Annotated in this window: 13 protein-coding genes; 7 read left to right on the top strand and 6 right to left on the bottom strand. The window is 62.6% G+C overall.

Features of this window, described 5'->3' with window-relative positions:
• Positions 1 to 42: 42 nt before the first annotated feature.
• The 3 genes from OF122_RS06195 to OF122_RS06185 all read right to left on the bottom strand — a co-directional run bounded on the left by OF122_RS06195 (position 43) and on the right by OF122_RS06185 (position 2,840).
• Positions 43 to 1,095, bottom strand: a complete 1,053-nt coding sequence (locus tag OF122_RS06195) for an ABC transporter substrate-binding protein (protein WP_264226935.1) — start codon at positions 1,093 to 1,095, stop codon at positions 43 to 45.
• 93 nt (positions 1,096 to 1,188) lie between these two features.
• Positions 1,189 to 2,049, bottom strand: a complete 861-nt coding sequence (locus OF122_RS06190) for an ABC transporter permease (protein WP_264226934.1) — start codon at positions 2,047 to 2,049, stop codon at positions 1,189 to 1,191.
• Positions 2,050 to 2,075: 26 nt separating this feature from the next.
• Complete coding sequence (locus tag OF122_RS06185) at positions 2,076 to 2,840, bottom strand: ABC transporter ATP-binding protein (RefSeq protein WP_264226933.1); 765 nt, start codon at positions 2,838 to 2,840, stop codon at positions 2,076 to 2,078.
• A 46-nt stretch (positions 2,841 to 2,886) separates the two neighbouring features.
• Between OF122_RS06185 and OF122_RS06180 the strand changes: the two genes are divergently transcribed.
• The 3 genes from OF122_RS06180 to OF122_RS06170 all read left to right on the top strand — a co-directional run bounded on the left by OF122_RS06180 (position 2,887) and on the right by OF122_RS06170 (position 7,275).
• Positions 2,887 to 3,093 (top strand): hypothetical protein, encoded by a 207-nt coding sequence (locus OF122_RS06180; RefSeq protein ID WP_264226932.1) that lies wholly within the window; start codon positions 2,887 to 2,889, stop codon positions 3,091 to 3,093.
• Between the two features lie 427 nt (positions 3,094 to 3,520).
• Positions 3,521 to 5,377 (top strand): ABC transporter ATP-binding protein, encoded by a 1,857-nt coding sequence (locus tag OF122_RS06175; protein ID WP_264226931.1) that lies wholly within the window; start codon positions 3,521 to 3,523, stop codon positions 5,375 to 5,377.
• Positions 5,374 to 7,275: an ABC transporter ATP-binding protein gene (locus OF122_RS06170; protein ID WP_264226930.1), complete on the top strand. Its 1,902-nt coding sequence runs from the start codon at positions 5,374 to 5,376 to the stop codon at positions 7,273 to 7,275. Before OF122_RS06175 ends, OF122_RS06170 begins: the two co-directional genes overlap by 4 nt.
• An 18-nt stretch (positions 7,276 to 7,293) precedes the next feature.
• Here OF122_RS06170 and OF122_RS06165 read toward each other — a convergent pair whose 3' ends face one another.
• The 3 genes from OF122_RS06165 to OF122_RS06155 all read right to left on the bottom strand — a co-directional run bounded on the left by OF122_RS06165 (position 7,294) and on the right by OF122_RS06155 (position 10,595).
• Positions 7,294 to 8,190, bottom strand: a complete 897-nt coding sequence (locus OF122_RS06165; protein ID WP_264226929.1) for an HNH endonuclease — start codon at positions 8,188 to 8,190, stop codon at positions 7,294 to 7,296.
• A 62-nt stretch (positions 8,191 to 8,252) separates the two neighbouring features.
• Positions 8,253 to 9,599, bottom strand: a complete 1,347-nt coding sequence (locus tag OF122_RS06160; protein ID WP_264226928.1) for an HD-GYP domain-containing protein — start codon at positions 9,597 to 9,599, stop codon at positions 8,253 to 8,255.
• A 174-nt stretch (positions 9,600 to 9,773) separates the two neighbouring features.
• Entirely contained in the window at positions 9,774 to 10,595 is an 822-nt protein-coding gene (locus OF122_RS06155) for a LysR family transcriptional regulator (protein WP_264226927.1), read from the bottom strand.
• A gap of 107 nt (positions 10,596 to 10,702) precedes the next feature.
• On the opposite strand from OF122_RS06155, the gene OF122_RS06150 reads away from it, so the two are divergent.
• From OF122_RS06150 to OF122_RS06135, 4 genes are all read left to right on the top strand, one after another.
• Positions 10,703 to 11,101 carry an MAPEG family protein gene (locus OF122_RS06150; protein ID WP_264226926.1) on the top strand — a complete coding sequence of 133 codons (399 nt, stop codon included), beginning with the start codon at positions 10,703 to 10,705 and terminating at the stop codon, positions 11,099 to 11,101.
• A gap of 189 nt (positions 11,102 to 11,290) precedes the next feature.
• Positions 11,291 to 12,880: an acyl-CoA dehydrogenase family protein gene (locus tag OF122_RS06145; protein WP_264226925.1), complete on the top strand. Its 1,590-nt coding sequence runs from the start codon at positions 11,291 to 11,293 to the stop codon at positions 12,878 to 12,880.
• Between the two features lie 162 nt (positions 12,881 to 13,042).
• Positions 13,043 to 15,580 carry an excinuclease ABC subunit UvrB gene (gene uvrB / locus OF122_RS06140; protein WP_264226924.1) on the top strand — a complete coding sequence of 846 codons (2,538 nt, stop codon included), beginning with the start codon at positions 13,043 to 13,045 and terminating at the stop codon, positions 15,578 to 15,580.
• A gap of 226 nt (positions 15,581 to 15,806) precedes the next feature.
• Positions 15,807 to 16,103, top strand: a complete 297-nt coding sequence (locus OF122_RS06135) for a GIY-YIG nuclease family protein (protein ID WP_264226923.1) — start codon at positions 15,807 to 15,809, stop codon at positions 16,101 to 16,103.
• Positions 16,104 to 16,361: the final 258 nt, after the last annotated feature.

The raw sequence follows: 16,361 nt of genomic DNA, 5'->3' as shown, positions 1-16,361 counted from the left end.
GAGGAGTGCGGAGCCGGGAGGCATTGCCCCCCGGAAATGATGTCAGGGCAGTTCGAGCCCATCCCACGCAGCTTCAACGATGTCGTCGGTCAGAACCTCCGACAGATCGACCGGTCCAGCCAACGCCTTCTGTTCGCCCTCGCCCAGTTGTAAATATTCCATGTAGATTTCCCACGCCTCGGGAACGAACTCGCCATGCAGTTCGACGGCCTCGGGCGCTGTGTAATAGGTCTGAACGAGTGCCCAGAACTCCGCGGCGACCGGGTTGTCGCCGAGCGAAGCTGAAGCATACTCGGTCTTGAGCAGCTCGAACGCCTCGTCTGGATTGGTCATCCCGTATGACCAGCCCTTGAGCGTCGCCCGAACGAATTTGGCGAGCAGCTCGGGATCGGCTTCATAGGTTTCCAGCCGCACGGCCAGCGCATCGCCTGGAAACTGGGCAATGACGTCGGGGGTGATCGAGCGAATGGCGAGACCTTGTGCGGGAAGCAAAAGCAGATCACGCTTGGCGCCGGCATAGGCCTGGATGCGCCCTTCTTCAAAGGAGCGCACCGTCGTGGGATCGCCTTCCCCTGCAACCACCAGCCGCACGTCCGATCCTTCGACCAGTCCCGACGAGACGATCGAGGCCCGCGTCATCGGCACTTCACCGCCGGCCAGATCGGACAGCCCGATCGTCAGCCCGGCCATGTCCGCCATCGATTGCACCTCGCTCTCTTCGGGCACAACGATATCGAACGTGTCGGGATAATAGACCTGCATGATCGCCTTGAGCGGGAACCCGCGCTGGACGGTCTGCATCGTTGCAGCCGAGGAAAAGATTCCCCAGTCCACATTGCCGGCAGCCAACTGCCGCGCAGCGTCTGAGGACCCCTTTGAATAGTTGAGCGTAACGTCCAGGCCCTCGTCTTCATAATAACCCATTTCCTGGGCCATGAAGATCGGGAACATCTGGGCGGTCGGACCGCCCTGCGCCGTAACCCCGTTAAAGGGCGTAAGGTCCTGCCCGAAGGCAGCCCCGGCGGTAAGCAGCGCCAAAAGGCTCGTCGAAAGGGCCGCGGCTCCCGCCTTGGCGAGGATATTTGCACCAGTCATTTCTTTGTTCTCCATTTGAAATGTCCCTCCGCGCCGGACTATCCCGGGGGGATGTCCGATCTCGTTCGAAGTCTTGTAAAAAGGGGCCGGCAGCTACACCTGCTGCCAGAATACGATGCGGCTCTCGAGCCACTCGATGAACTGATAGACAGCCAGCGTGAACACCGAGAGCAGGATGATGAGCGAGAAGACGCCAGCGATATCGAGCTGGAAATTCATGGCGTAGATGAGATATCCGATCCCCGCCGACGCGCCCACAAACTCGCCGACGATCACCCCGAGCACCGCCAGCGTCCAGCACAGCTTGACCCCGGCCATCATGATCGGCAGTGCGTTGGGCAGCAGCAGGTAGCGAAAGGTTTTCCAGCGGCCCGCCGTCAGCGACTTCATAAGCCGCACAGCATTGGGATCGACCGAGGCCAGCCCGGTCAGCGTGTTGAGAAACATCGGAAAAAAGCTCATCACCGCCGCAATGGCGATCTTTGAGGCCTGATCGAACCCGAACCATGTGATGAAGATCGGCGCCAGAACGATCTTGGGCGGGGCCTGCAGCGCCACCAGGTAGGGATAGATGGTGGCCCGAACGAAGGGGAACATGGCAACCCCGACTCCGAACAGCACGCCACTGCTCAATCCCCAGAAAAACCCCCAGGCAATTTCGGAAAGCGTGACCAGCACGTTCGGCCAGAAATAGCCCGCGCTCATTACCCGCCCGGTCGCCCAGAACGTATCGACTGGCGAGGGAATGATCAGCGCATGCACGATCCCGGCTTCCGTGACGAACGCCCAGAGAGCGAGGACAAAGAGCCCGAAGCCCGCCGCCATCAGCCTGTTGTTGAGCACGGTGCGCCGAGCCTTGGCCCGTTCGCGTGCCACGAAGGCTTCGGTCGCGCTTGCATCGTCTGCATGTATCGGTGTCTGCTCAGTGATCATGGCTTGCCCGGCAGATGTCATCGTCTCTCTCCTTTCCGTGCTGAGGCTCAATGATCCACACCGAGCATGCGGCGGATCTCGAAAACATGGTCGGAATAGCGCTGGTCGCGCATCATCTCGGTCCTCCGCGGTCGCGGCAGGTCCACCTCGACGACGCCCTCGAGTCGCCCCGGTCGCGGTGTCATGACGAAAATCCGGTCCGACAGAAACACCGCCTCGCCGATGTTGTGGGTGACGAAAATCACGGTCTTACCGGTCTTCTCCCAGACCTTGAGCAGTTCGAGATTCATCGTCTCTCGGGTAAATTCGTCCAGCGCGCCGAACGGCTCGTCCATCAGCAACACACGCGGATCGTGCGCCAGCAGCCGGGCCAGCGCTACGCGCTGCCGCATGCCGCCAGAAAGCTCCTTGGGATAGCGTTCCCCGAACCCGTTCAATCCCACAAGGTCCAGCAGTTCGTCGCACCGCTCGGCCTGCTGTTTCCGATCCAGATTGAGGATGACGCCGGGCAGTTCCACGTTCTGGCGCACTGTCCGCCATGGAAACAGCACCGAGGTCTGAAACATCATGCCGATATCGGCCCGGGGCTGATCGAGCCGCTGTCCCGCCAGGATCAGGTCGCCGTCAGAACGCTCCTCGAGCCCTCCCAGAATGGAAAGCAACGTCGATTTCCCGCACCCGCTCGGGCCGACCAGCGAAATGAACTCACCTTCCTCGATGGAAAAGGAAACCCCGTCGAGCGCAACCAGCGGCCCCGTCGCCGTTGCATAGATCTTGGTCAGATCCGTCCCCGCGATCAGTCCATCCATCATGCTTTTCACCTCAATCAGTTTGCATGCAAAATTGGATGCAATCATCATGCCAAAGCAGAGCCTGTTGATTTTATTGAATGTTTTTCGGGGAGAACTTCTGGCGCAATGCGATCTGCGCCGAAAATGCGCAGCCTGCGCCCATAATTTAGGCGCTTTGTTTCCCGCTTCCGAAAGCCTGAACCGCTCGTTCAGTCCCTGTTCAGCCGGAAAATGGCCTTATCGCCTCACCGCACACGAAGCCGTCATCGGATGAAACCAAATCCGGTTCTGCCCCGTTTAATGCGGTACAGAGGCATAAAACACTGGAGGCTGAAAATGGCCCGCACCCTTATTCAGATGAGCATCGGAACCGCCGCCGGCGCCGTCATGGTCACCATGATGGTTACGGTTATGGCCTTCACCGGCGCCTTCGCCTGACCGGCAAGTCATTCATTTCAATCCCATGCACCAAGGCCCTTGCCGACCCTCCCCGGCGAGGGCTTTTTCGTGGTCGGGCCTCCGCACTGCACGTCTCTGTCGGCATTCACGAACCGGTCGGGCAAATTGTCCCCTGAAGGCAGGGAACATCTTGCAACATGTTACAAATCGTCCTTGAATACACGGGCGAGTGATTTGCCCGATTTTCTTCAAGACCGATTCCCGCGTCTCCTTCGGGCGTTTTTTGATGTCTGGATACTGAAGTGACCACCCTCACGGCTGGCCGGGAGCGTTCGCGTGGCGACGCCAGGGCCCATGTTGCCGCCGCCCATTCGGGCAAAGATCGCAGCCCCCTGTTGCGGATTGCCCTTCTATCCCTCCGTCACCACTGGCAGGTGGCCATCGCCGTGGTTGCGACCATCGTCGCCGCCCTGCTCCAGCTTGCCATTCCACGGCTGCTTGGACAGGCCATCGATCAGGCCCAGAACATTCTTTCCGTCACCGGAGCAGAGGCCGAACAGGCCCTTTGGGTCAGCGCCATCACCCTGCTCGTCGTCTCCATCCTGCGCGGGCTGTTCACCCTGCTCCAGAACTATTTCGCGGAATCGGTGGGCCACCACGTTGGCTACGAACTGCGGCTGGCCTTTTACGACAAGGTCCAGCGCCTGCCTTACGCCTATCACGACAAGGTTCATTCGGGCGATCTCATCACCATCGGCCTGCTCGATCTCGACGGCATCCGCATGTTCTTTTCGACCGGCCTGATCCGCGTCGTCCTGCTCACCATCCTGATCGGCGTCGGCGCCTGGATGCTGATTTCGACCGATATCGTGCTCGGCCTTCTGGCGCTCAGCTTCGTGCCCTTCGTCGCCTGGCGCTCCTCGGTCGCCCAGTTGACCCTGCGCAAGACCTGGCTGACCCTGCAGGAAAAGCTCTCGGTTCTCACCCGCATCATGGAAGAAAACCTCGGCGGCATCCGCGTCGTTCGCGCGTTTTCCGGCCAGAAGCACGAACTCAAAAAGTTCGACACCGCCTCCGACGATGCTCTCGGCCTTGCCCACCAGCGCACCAACATCCGGGTGAAAAACACCTCGATGATGACCTTTTCCTTTTTCGCCGCCATGGGGCTGGTGCTCTGGGTGGGCGGCAACAAGGTCATCGCCGGCGAAATCAGCGTCGGCACCCTGGCGAGCTTTCTCACCTTCATGACCATCCTGCAGATGCCCGTGCGCCAGCTCGGCCTGATGGTCAATTCCTTTGCCCGCGCCTCGACCTGCGGCAATCGCTTCTTTGCCTTCATCGATGCCCCCGTCGCGATCAGGGACAAACCCGGCGCCACCGATCTCACCGTCACCGACGGCACGCTCAGCTTTGACCATGTCGGCTTTACATATGACGGCGCCGCCCATCCGACCCTCAAGGACGTCAGCTTTGTCGCCCGCAAGGGCCAGACCATCGGCATCGTCGGCGCCCCCGGCAGCGGCAAATCCACGCTCGCGCACCTGATCGCCCGCTTCTATGACGTGTCCGAAGGCAGCATAAAGATCGATGGCCAGGACGTCCGCGACGTGACGCTGAAATCCCTGCGCACCAGCGTCGCCGTGGTGCAGCAGGATACGTTCCTGTTCACCACCACGATCGAAAACAACATCGCCTACGGCAACCCCTGGGCCAAGGAAACCCGCATCGAAAAGGCTGCCGAAAGCGCCCAGCTCCACAATTACATCATGGGCCTGCCCGCCGATTACGACACGGTCGTCGGCGAACGCGGCGTCTCGCTCTCGGGCGGCCAGCGCCAGCGCCTTTCCATCGCCCGCAGCTTGGTCCTCAAGCCCGCCGTGATGGTGTTCGACGATTCCACCGCCGCCATCGATGCCGGCACCGAACACCGCATTCGCTCGGCCATCCGCCGCTTTGCCAAGGACCGCATCACCATCATCATAGCCCACCGCCTCTCCTCGCTCATGGACGCCGATACCATCTTCTTCCTCGAGGACGGCGCCATCGCCGAACGCGGCACCCATGACGAACTGCTCGCCCTGGGCGGCCGCTACCGCGCCCTCTACGACCTCCAGACCCGGCCCACCGAAGACATCGAACAACAAGAGGCCGGACAATGACCGCGACCGATCTCGACGACGAACACGACGCCGCCACCTTCCCCGGCCAGCGCCCGCCGCGCGCTACCGTGGGCAGCGCCCATATCGAGGAGGAAGTGTTCGGCAAGGCCTATGACCCGCGCACCATCCGGCGCATCTGGGCCTTCGTTCACCCCTATCGCCACCGCATCTATCTCTCGGTCGGCGCCGTGCTTTTGTTCACCGCCACCCAGCTCGCCATCCCGCTCATCATTGGTTTTGCCATCGACTCGGGCATGACCGAAGGCGGCGACACCACGAACCTGCTCTGGGCCATCCTCGCCTTCGCCGCAGTAATTTCCCTCAACTTTGCCGCCTCCTGGGTGCAGGAAAAACAGGTCGGCAACGTCGCCGAAAACGTGCTGTTCGACATGCGCCGCGCCATGTTCGCGCGCCTGCAGATCGTTGCGCTGAGCTTCATGGACAAGACCGAAGTCGGGCGCCTGATGAGCCGGCTGCAGGGCGACGTCAATTCCATGCAGGAATTCCTCGAAACCTCGATCGTCTCCATCGGCGATCTGGTCCTGCTGTGCGGCATTGTCGTTGTGCTTTTGAGCCTCGATTGGGGTCTGGGGCTTCTGACCCTTGCCACCATGCCCGCCCTGTTCATCGTCCGCATCTTCTGGCTGCCGCCGGCCAAACGCGCCTTCTGGGCTGCCCATGAGACCAACTCGGCCACCAATGGCGCCATGGCCGAAGGCATTAACGGGGTGCGCACCATCCAGAATCTCGACCGCCAGAAGGTCAATTTCGACCTCTATGACGACAAGGCCTGGTCGAACCTGAAAACCCAATTGACCGGCTCGCGCTACGCCCAGGTCATGGTGCCCATCGTCGACAGCTTGACCGGCATCGCCATGGCCACGGTCATCGTGGTCGGCGGTTCGCTGGTCCTCAACGGCTCCATGCAGGTCGGCATCATCGTAGCCTTCCTGTTCTACATCCAGCGCTTCTTCGATCCCATCCGCTCGCTGACCATGCAATATTCCATCATGCAGCGCGCCATGACCTCGGGCCGCCGCATCACCGAAGTGCTCGACGTCCCCGTCTCCATCGCCGACAAGCCCGACGCGACAACCCTCACCCGCGACATGGACGGCTCGGTCGATTTCGACAACGTCGTCTTCGGCTACGATCCCAAACGCCCGGTCCTCAAACACGTCTCCTTCCACGTCAATCCCGGTGAAACCGTCGCCCTTGTCGGCCCCACCGGCTCGGGCAAGACCAGCGCCATGGCCCTCGTCCATCGCTTTTACGAAGTCCAGTCCGGCGCCGTCCGCGTCGGCGGCCATGACGTGCGCGACGTGACCCAGGAAAGCCTGGGCGAACAGGTCGCCATGGTGCTCCAGGAACCGTTCCTGTTCACCGGCACGGTGTTTGAAAACATCCGCTACAACAAGGCCTCCGCCACAATCGATGACGTCATCGCGGCTTCAAAGGCCGTCGGTGCCCACGAGTTCATCACCCGCCTGCCCGATGGCTACGATACTGTCCTCGAACAGCGCGGCTCCAACTTCTCGCTCGGCCAGCGCCAATTGCTCAGCTTCGCCCGCGCCCTTGTCGCCGACGCAAAGATCCTCGTCCTCGACGAGGCCACCGCCAATATCGACAGCTACACAGAACGTCAGATTCAAAAGGCGCTGGAAACCCTGCTCGAAGGCCGCACCGGCCTCGTCATCGCCCACCGCCTCGCCACCATCCGCGGCGCCGACCGCATCATCGTGCTGCAGAACGGCGAGTTGATCGAACAGGGCAACCACGATCAGCTCATGGCCAAAAACGGCCTCTACGCCCGCCTCTACACCATGAACTACTCAAGCTTCGACGACATCCCCGACGACATCGTCAACGCCGCCACGGCGGGCGACGGAACGACGTGAGGGCGGGCCTCAAGTCCTTCAATGCTTGAAGACATTTTCTCGATGCCACGACAGGAATGCAGGGTGCGGTCGATCCCGCAGTTCGGCCGGTCCAATCAGCCGCCCGGACTTGTTAATCAGGCTTTCCAGTCCCTGACGGTCATTGACCTGACGCGAAATAACGATCTCCAGATCATCCGCCAGCGCAATGAGTCCCCGATCGAACATCCAATGGACTGTGCCCGAAAGCGGTAGGCCATTGTTTATTATGTCGGGTCCGTTGGCCTCAACCGGCCGAATATGCGCGGCCTCCACTTCGGCCCGCCCCCCGCCATTGATGAGCTTGAGGCCCGTAATTCCACAACGCGAGTCGTATGCGTTCAGGACAACTCGCCGAAACACGCTGTCACGCAGAATGCGGGACGTAAGCACACGCACCCGCTCTCTTTCGACTTCAAACGGCGCTTGCTCTTCCGCCAAACCAGGCGGAACAGAGGCAATTGCATCACTTCGCGGAAGCAGATCGTCCTGCCCAACGAGGCCCAGATCGATGATCCGGTTGAAATCTGCAGGCGCAAGCGATCGCACTGCCGCTTGCGCCCTGCCCGATATCCGCCCGACGGCGTTGAGAAGGCCAGCCTCGACCACCTCATTGTCAAGAACGAACGGAACTGGGCGCGCAAAGGGCAGATAGCTTCCTGGCTCGATCAAAGCCAAAAACATGTCGGACCGTGTTGGATCGAGGGTAACGTCGGCAACCTTTGCCACGGCAAAATAGCCGCGTGAATTTTTCACTTTGGTTGGCTCGTAATAAACGATCCAGTCTCCAACACAGGATTTCACGCGGGAATAATACTGATGTGGAAACTGGTATTGCGTGGCAGGGCTGTCGTCATAGATCGAGTCTGCGCGATGAATAAAAACGCCAAAACCCAAATTCACTCTCCCCTATCGCATCATTCGACAATGTCCCACCATCACCTGGCTGTCCACCCAGCCTAAGCCACCGCCTGCTCCGACCGCGCCAGCGCCCGCTCCAGCGCTTCGATGCATGCCGGGTCATGCGATGCTCCCGCCCCTTCCCACAATATCCCCATCGCCTTGGAAACCGGCATCGCCGCGCGATAGGGCCGGTCCGCCGTCAGCGCGTCGAATACGTCCGCGGTCGAAATGATCCGCGTGTCGAGGTCGAGTTCGTCGGCCGTCTTGCCGTTGGGATAGCCCTTGCCGTCCAGCCGCTCGTGATGCGCGCCCGCCACCACGGCAAGATCGGAAAACGCGCCGATGCGCGATAAAATGTCTTCGGACAGCCGGGCGTGGTCGCGCATGGCAACCCATTCGTCATCATTGAGCTTGCCGGGCTTGTCGAGCACGCTGTTGGATACGCCCAGCTTGCCGATATCGTGCAGCAGCGCGGCGCGTTTGAGCCAGCGCCGCCGCGCCCGTGTGTATCCCATCTCCTCGGCGATCAGGTCGGAAAACACCGCCACCCGTTCGCTGTGGCCGGAGGTGAACGGGCTCTTGGCGTCGATCACCCGCGCAAAAGCCTGCGCGATATCGTCGAGATACCCCTCATCGGCCCGCTGAACCTCCTGCCCCGGTTCGAGGTCGAGCACCACCTGCTCGATGTCTTCTCGCCCCAGCATTGCCCAGAACGTCTCGTCGGCGGCCACGTCGCAAAAGGCGAAAACCACCGCTGGGTCGAACCACGTCCCCGAGCGCGAGGTGATTTCGGTCATCGCGGCCTCCGGCCCCCCGGACATGAAGAACACGTCCACCACCTGCGCCAGAAGCGCGATACGCGAAAACAGCGAAATATCCGCGCCGGCCTTGCCAACCGGCTTGCCAGCGCCATTCCACTGCTCATCGAGATCAAGGATGGCCTGCGCCACATTTTCGGAAAACCGCATCTGGCGGGCAATCTCCGCCCCGCGCTGGCACCGCGTTTCGATCAGATCGGTGACGATCTCACCGCCATTGCGCATGATGTTGACCACCGAGCGGAACCGCTCGGCCAGCCCCGCCTCGGCCCCGGTGTGCGACAGGACGAACCGCAGCACCTGCGGCAGGCTGCCGTCGAGATGCTTGAAGTCGCGCTTGAAGGTCAGATCGTCGGCCAGATATAATTCACAGATACGCGCCGCATTGGACGAACACCCCAGATCCTTGAGCAGCAGCGCATAATAGAGATCGCGCAGCGCCGCCTCGTCCATGCCCATGGACCGGCCCACCTGCACCCCGATCCAGCAACAGCGCATGCAGTGACCGGGCGGTTGCCCCTCGGTCATGTCGAGCGCCCGGCTCAGTGCCCCCAACACCTCGGCCAACCGTATAGATCCACTCATTTCGCGCCCTACCCATCGGGAATTTTCCCGATGGTAGGCCACAGGACCCAAAGCTGGGTTAACGCGGGCCGAACCAGGTCTCCAGCGCGTCAGCACCGGAAGCTCACACGCCCGGTCAAAATCGGCCCTCACCGCCCGCTCCCGATCCGCCGGTGACCCGGCAGAAAATCCCCCTCACCCGAGCGCCCCGAACACCGCGCGGATTCGCGCCGTATGCCTTAGCGCCTCCGGCGCCAGCAGCCAGATGTCGACCGAGAAGGCGATTTCATCGACGATGCGCGTCAGGCCGCCATACCCATCCGCTACAGTGCTGGGAAGCAGACCGGTTCCCATGCCCGCCGCCACGGCGCGCAGCATGATCAAAGGTGTCGATACGCTCATCACCGGCTGCACATCGGGCAAGGTCTGTTTCAGCCAACGTCCAGCCGGCCCGCCGCACTCGCGGCCACTGTAGTCGATCCACGCCATGGTGCCGACCTCGCCTTGCGCCGCCCCGTTGCGGCAGTAGGGATAGAAATCGAACCGGCCCACCTTGCGCCCGAACAAAAACTCGTCCGGCCGGTTGGTCAGCCTCAGCGCCATTTCGGCCTCGCGCCGGGATAGGCTGCGCAGTTCGGTTCCCGTTTCAATGGTAAGCTCGATTCCGGGATAGGCCGCCCGAAACGCAGCGATCCTGTCCATGTAGTGCCAGGCGAGAATATCGACCGTCGTCAGCCGCACCGCTCCGGTCAGCCGCTGGTCCTCACCCTTGATGCCGCTTTCGAGTTCCGCCATCTCCACTGCGATCCGCCCGGCACTTTCTAGCACCCGTTCCCCCGCCGCCGTCGGCACCATCTGCCCGGCGCGCGTATCGAACAGCCGCGTCTGGTAATAGGCTTCGAGCTGCCGCAGCCGCCGCGCCACCGTCGTGTGCGCCATGCCCAACATGCGTGCCGCCGCCGAAAAGCTGCCGCCCGCGGCCACGGCCTTCACCAACACAAAATCGGAAGTGTTCACATTTGCATCCCTGTGCAATTTCGCACAATTGAGTTCAACAATTGCGCGTTGTCTGTACACGAACGAACAGCAATCTTCCAGCTTTCCTTCACCAGCCGGACCCCGACATGCTCCTTCCCTTCGCCATTCTCACTGCTGGCGCGCTTGTGTTTTTCTCGGCCGCCATCCAGCATCTCAATACGGTCACCGCCAATGGCATCGCCTTCGCCTTTACCGACCGCAGCACGCCGCTTTCGCGTGAAGGCTTTGCCGGACGCGCTGCGCGGACGCTCCAGAACAATCTTGAATCCGCTGCCATGTTCGTCCCGCCAGCCATTCTGCTGTTCAGCAATGGCTCCGAACCCCCGCTCGCCACAACGGCCGCCGGCGCCTACATCGCCACCCGCATCTCCTTCACGCTCGCTTACTGGACCGGTCGCAACCGCCTGCGCTCTTTCTTCTGGGGTTTGGGCATGGCCTCGATTGCAGTAACCGCTGCCCTCTCGGCGCAATCCATACTGACATGAGCATCAGCAAGGTCTGCTCACAGTCCATTCCATTGGCGGCATAAGCGGCGGTCAAAAGAGCGCCGACACCGCCTCCCATTACCACACCGTCCGCACCGCCCGACAATGCTCGCAAGAGCCAATTGCACCGGACACGGAAATCGATATGGTTATGGCGCATATCATTTAGCCGGATGACAGGGAGGCCCGATGACGCAGCTTGAAGACGTTTTGCTCACCCTTGCGGCCTTCCCCCAACCCGGATGGGAGGAGTCCGAAACGGCCCAGGTGCTCGAACCCTTCAGCCAGTTCGTGAGCGAGGTGATCGCTCCGGCGGCGGGCGAATGCGACAGGGAAGGCGCCCGTTTCACCGACGGCCGCGTTCATCTTCCATCTTCGATGGTCGCGGCCTATCGCTCCTACGTCGATCTTGGCTGGAACCAGCTTCACCTGTCCCAAGCCGCTGGCGGCTTTGGCGCACCCGACGCCGTTTCCCTCATGGCCACCCAATTGCTGGCGGCGGCCAACGCTTCCTTCCAGATGCTCACCGGATTGGTGCGCGGCGGCGCCGATGCGCTGGTTCACCTCGCCCCCGAGCTTGCCCCCCGCTATCTGCCCCTGCTGACCGATGGCTCGGCCCTTGTCACCATGGCTCTCACCGAGCCCGGCGCCGGAACCGATCTGGGCGCCATCCGCACCCGCGCCGAAAAGCAACCGGACGGCACCTGGCGGATTTCGGGCGAAAAGATCTTCATCTCTGGCGGCGATCAGGACATGAGCGAAACGATCCTGCATTTCGTCCTCGCGCGCACCCACGATACGCCGGGCACACGCGGCCTTTCCCTCTTCCTCTGCCCGGCCCGGCGCGACGACGGAACCGCTAACGCCCTAGCCGTCACCCGCATCGAGGAGAAGATGGGGCTCCACGCCTCTCCCACCTGCCAGATGCGGTTCGACGGTGCCGAGGCCTACCTGCTCGGCGAAGCCGGAAAGGGGCTGGCCGGCATGTTCATCATGATGAATCACGCCCGCCTCGATGTCGCCGCCCAGGGCGTGGCCGCGGCCTCCGCCGCCCATGAAAAGGCCCTCGCCTACGCCCGCACCCGAATGCAGGGCCGCACCGCCTCGGGCGCTCCGGCCAGCCTGCTCGACCTCCCCGATATCCGCCGCATGCTGTTGACCATGGACAGTCTCGCCCTTGGCGGTCGCGCCATGGTGGCCCACACCGCCGGCCTGCTCACGTCAAATCCGCGCCTCGCGACCTTCCTCACACCAATCGTCAAGACCTTCTGCACCGATATGGGCTCCCGCGCCGCCGATCTGGGCATTCAGGTGCTCGGCGGCTACGGCTACCTTGCCGAATACGACATTGAGCGCATCTGGCGCGACAGCCGCGTCGCCCGCCTCTATGAAGGCGCCAATGGCGCCCTCGCCGCAGCCTTCGTCAAACGCGAATTGGCCGACCCGCCGGCGCGCGCCGCCTTCGTCGACGCCATCGCCACGCTGGCTCGGGAGACGCCATTCGAAGCCGGAATCGGAACCGGCCTTGCCCAATGGGCCGATTGCGCCCAGGCACTGGCCGCCCATCCCCGCGCCCCGCAGGCGGCCGAGCCCGTGGCTCATTTCACCGGCCTGCTCCACCACGCCGCAGCCCTGGCGCACCTTGCCGCCCGTCACCCCGACCACCCCCGCCTTGCCGCTCCGGCCCGCTTCGCCCTCCGATCGCTCTCCGCCGAGATCGACCACGCCGCCGCCCGCCTGCGGCAAATGCTCGAAGAGGATCTGCCCGCGCTGTCGTGAACCGAAAACACGTCCTCCTGACACATCCTGTCAGCAGGAACCGTTCACACTCCGTTCCGTTGGTGCTAAGAGTGCAGTCAGAAAAAGTTGCAGACTTTTTCGGTTCGACTGCGCGACCCCAATCTATTGATTCAGTCCACCTGCGGCCCGATATGGTGCTCCATGACCTCCGATAAAAAATCCCCGTCCGCCGGTCGCCCCGGTAAAGCCGACTTTTCCATCGACGATTTCATCAAGGAAATCGAAAAGGCCGAGGACGCTCAGGCCTCAAAGCCGCTTTACGCCGAGCGCATGCGCAACAAGCGCGCGCTGGACCGCGCGGACCAAAAAGCAGCCGCCGAAGCCCAGGAAACCGAGCGCCTCGCCGGCAAGGGCAAGGACAACGCGAAAGCCAACGCCCGCAAGGCCAGTGCCGCCAAGGGCAAACGCAGTGAAGCCACGGGCATGTCGCTCAAGGCCCCAAAATCCAAGGCCAACTCCGTCGAGCGCCCCACCAATCTCGATGGCTTCGCCGAAGCCCCGCAGGCCGGTTTCCACGCGCCCACCGATGTGACCAATTCCTCGGCCGGCGTTTCGGCCACCGTCGCCGCGCTCGAAAAGATCATCGCCGAGGGCCGCAAGGAGGTCGAGGGCACCAATGCCTGGCGGCCCCACCGCCCGGCTGCGCTCAAAAAGGACAAGGGCGGCATCCCCTTCCGCCTGCAGACCGATTACGTCCCCGCCGGCGACCAGCCCACCGCGATCGCCGAACTCATCGACGGCATCACCAATGGCGAGACCGATCAGGTCCTGCTCGGCGTCACCGGCTCGGGCAAGACGTTTACCGCCGCCCAGGTGATCGCCCAGACCGGACGCCCGGCCCTCATCCTCGCGCCCAACAAGACCCTGGCCGCCCAGCTCTATGGCGAGTTCAAGAACTTCTTCCCCGACAACGCGGTCGAATACTTCGTTTCCTATTACGACTACTACCAGCCCGAGGCCTACGTCCCGCGCACCGATACCTATATCGAAAAGGAATCCACCATCAACGAGCAGATCGACCGGATGCGCCACTCGGCCACCCGCGCGATCCTCGAGCGCGACGACGTCATCATCGTCGCCTCGGTCTCCTGCATCTACGGCATCGGCTCGGTGGAAGACTACACCACCATGACCATCTGGCTCGAAAAGGGCCAGAAGATCGACCAGCGCGCGTTACTCAACGAACTCGTCGCCCTGCAATACAAGCGCGGCGACATCGGCTTCGTGCGCGGCACCTTCCGGGTGCGCGGCGACACCATCGAAGTGTTCCCAGCCCACTATGACGACGCCGCCTGGCGCATCACCCTGTTCGGCGACGAAATCGAATCCATCGCCGAATTCGATCCCCTGACCGGCAAGAAATCGGCCGAATTGACCGCCGTGCGCGTCTTCGCCAATTCCCACCACGTCACCACCCGCACCACGATGAATGCGGCCATCAAGGAGATCAAGCGCGAGCTCAACGCCCGCCTGCAGGAGCTCAACGGCATGGGCCGGTTCCTCGAGGCCCAGCGCCTCGAACAGCGCACCCTGTTCGATCTCGAAATGATGGAGGCCACCGGCTCCTGCGCGGGGATCGAGAACTATTCGCGCTACTTCTCGGGCCGCAAGCCCGGCGAGCCGCCCCCCACGCTGTTCGAATATCTCCCCGACAACGCCCTGGTCTTCGTCGACGAATCCCACGTCACCATCGGCCAGCTCGGCGCCATGTATCGCGGCGATCTGCGCCGCAAGGCCACCCTCGCCGAATACGGCTTCCGCCTCCCCTCCTGCATGGACAACCGCCCCCTGCGGTTTGAGGAATGGAACGCCATGCGCCCGCAGACGGTCTATGTCTCGGCCACCCCCGGCGCGTGGGAGCTCGAACAGACCGGCGGCGTGTTTGCCGAACAGGTCATCCGCCCCACCGGCCTGATCGACCCTGTCGTCGAAACCCGCCCCGCCACCACTCAGGTGGACGACGTTGTCGATGAAATCCGCAAGACCACCGAAAAGGGCTACCGCACCCTGCTCACCGTCCTCACCAAGAAGATGGCCGAGGATCTCACCGAATACCTGCACGAGCAGGGCATTCGCGTGCGCTACATGCATTCGGACATCGACACCATCGAGCGCATCGAGATCATCCGCGATCTGCGCCTCGGCAATTTCGACGTGCTGGTCGGCATCAACCTCTTGCGCGAAGGCCTCGACATCCCCGAATGCGGCCTCGTCGCCATCCTCGATGCCGACAAGGAAGGCTTCCTGCGCTCGGAAACCTCACTCATCCAGACCATCGGCCGCGCCGCGCGCAACGTCGATGGCAAGGTGATCCTCTACGCCGACCGCGAAACCGGCTCCATGGAACGCGCGCTCGCCGAAACCAACCGCCGCCGCGAAAAACAGCTCGCCTACAACGCCGAACACGGCATCACCCCGCAATCGGTCAAGGCCCGCATCAACGATATCGTGGATTCCGTCTACGAACGCGACCACGTCTCGGTCAAAATCCGCCCGGGCAAGGACGGCAAGGACACGGTTCCGGTGGGCGCCAATCTCGCCGCTGTCATCAAGGACCTCGAACACCAGATGCGCGAAGCCGCCACCAATCTGGAATTCGAAAAAGCCGCCAAGCTCCGCGATGAAATCAAGAAGCTGCGGCAGATGGAGTTGGATACCCTCGAAGGCCCCGGCGGCTGATCCCGGCGCCCGCTCCCGTCATTTACGGCGAACCTCCGCCTCTCCCCACCCCCATCGCTGTCCCGTGCTCCGACACGGGACCCAGCAGCCTCCCCAAGCCCCTGTCGCCAGCGGCACCGCACATGGACCCCGGCTTTCACCGGGGAAGCGAAGGAGCGTACCCGCCCCTCTTGCACTCCCCGCGCCCCCGCCCCAAACTCAACTCCGCTTTGGGGGAAAACACGCGATGTACGAACAACGCCAGTACTACGTCTACATCCTCGCCAAGCACCAGAACGGCGCCCTCTACACCGGCATGACCAACGACCTCGCCCGCCGCATCCACGACCACCGCTCAAAAGCCGTCCCCGGCCACACCCGCAAATACGATATTGCCCGTCTGGTCTGGTACGAAACCCACCCCACCCTCGACAGCGCCTACCTCCGCGAAAAGCGCATCAAGGCGTGGAAGCGCGCCTGGAAAATCCAGTTGATCGAAACCGCCAACCCCACCTGGCGCGACCTCACCGAAACCCTGATCTAGCCCCGCTCAAAATCATCGCCCACGCCGCGCCAACCCCGCCATCGCTGTCCCGTGCCCGACACGGGACCCAGCAGCCTCCCAAAACCCCCGTCGCCCGCGGCATCCGCTCATGGACCCCGGCTTTCGCCGGGGAAGCGAAGGCGATTGTATCGACCCTCTCGTCCCCCACCATCGCTGTCCCGTGCTCGACACGGGACCCAGCGGCTTCTCCCAGCCGCTCTAGCCAATGGCATCCGCACATACACCTTGGTTTTCACT

Source organism: Pelagibacterium flavum (assembly GCF_025854335.1).
Lineage (GTDB): Bacteria > Pseudomonadota > Alphaproteobacteria > Rhizobiales > Devosiaceae > Pelagibacterium > Pelagibacterium flavum.
Note: the sequence above shows the minus strand (reverse complement) of the source record. Positions and strands in the feature narration are given on the sequence as shown.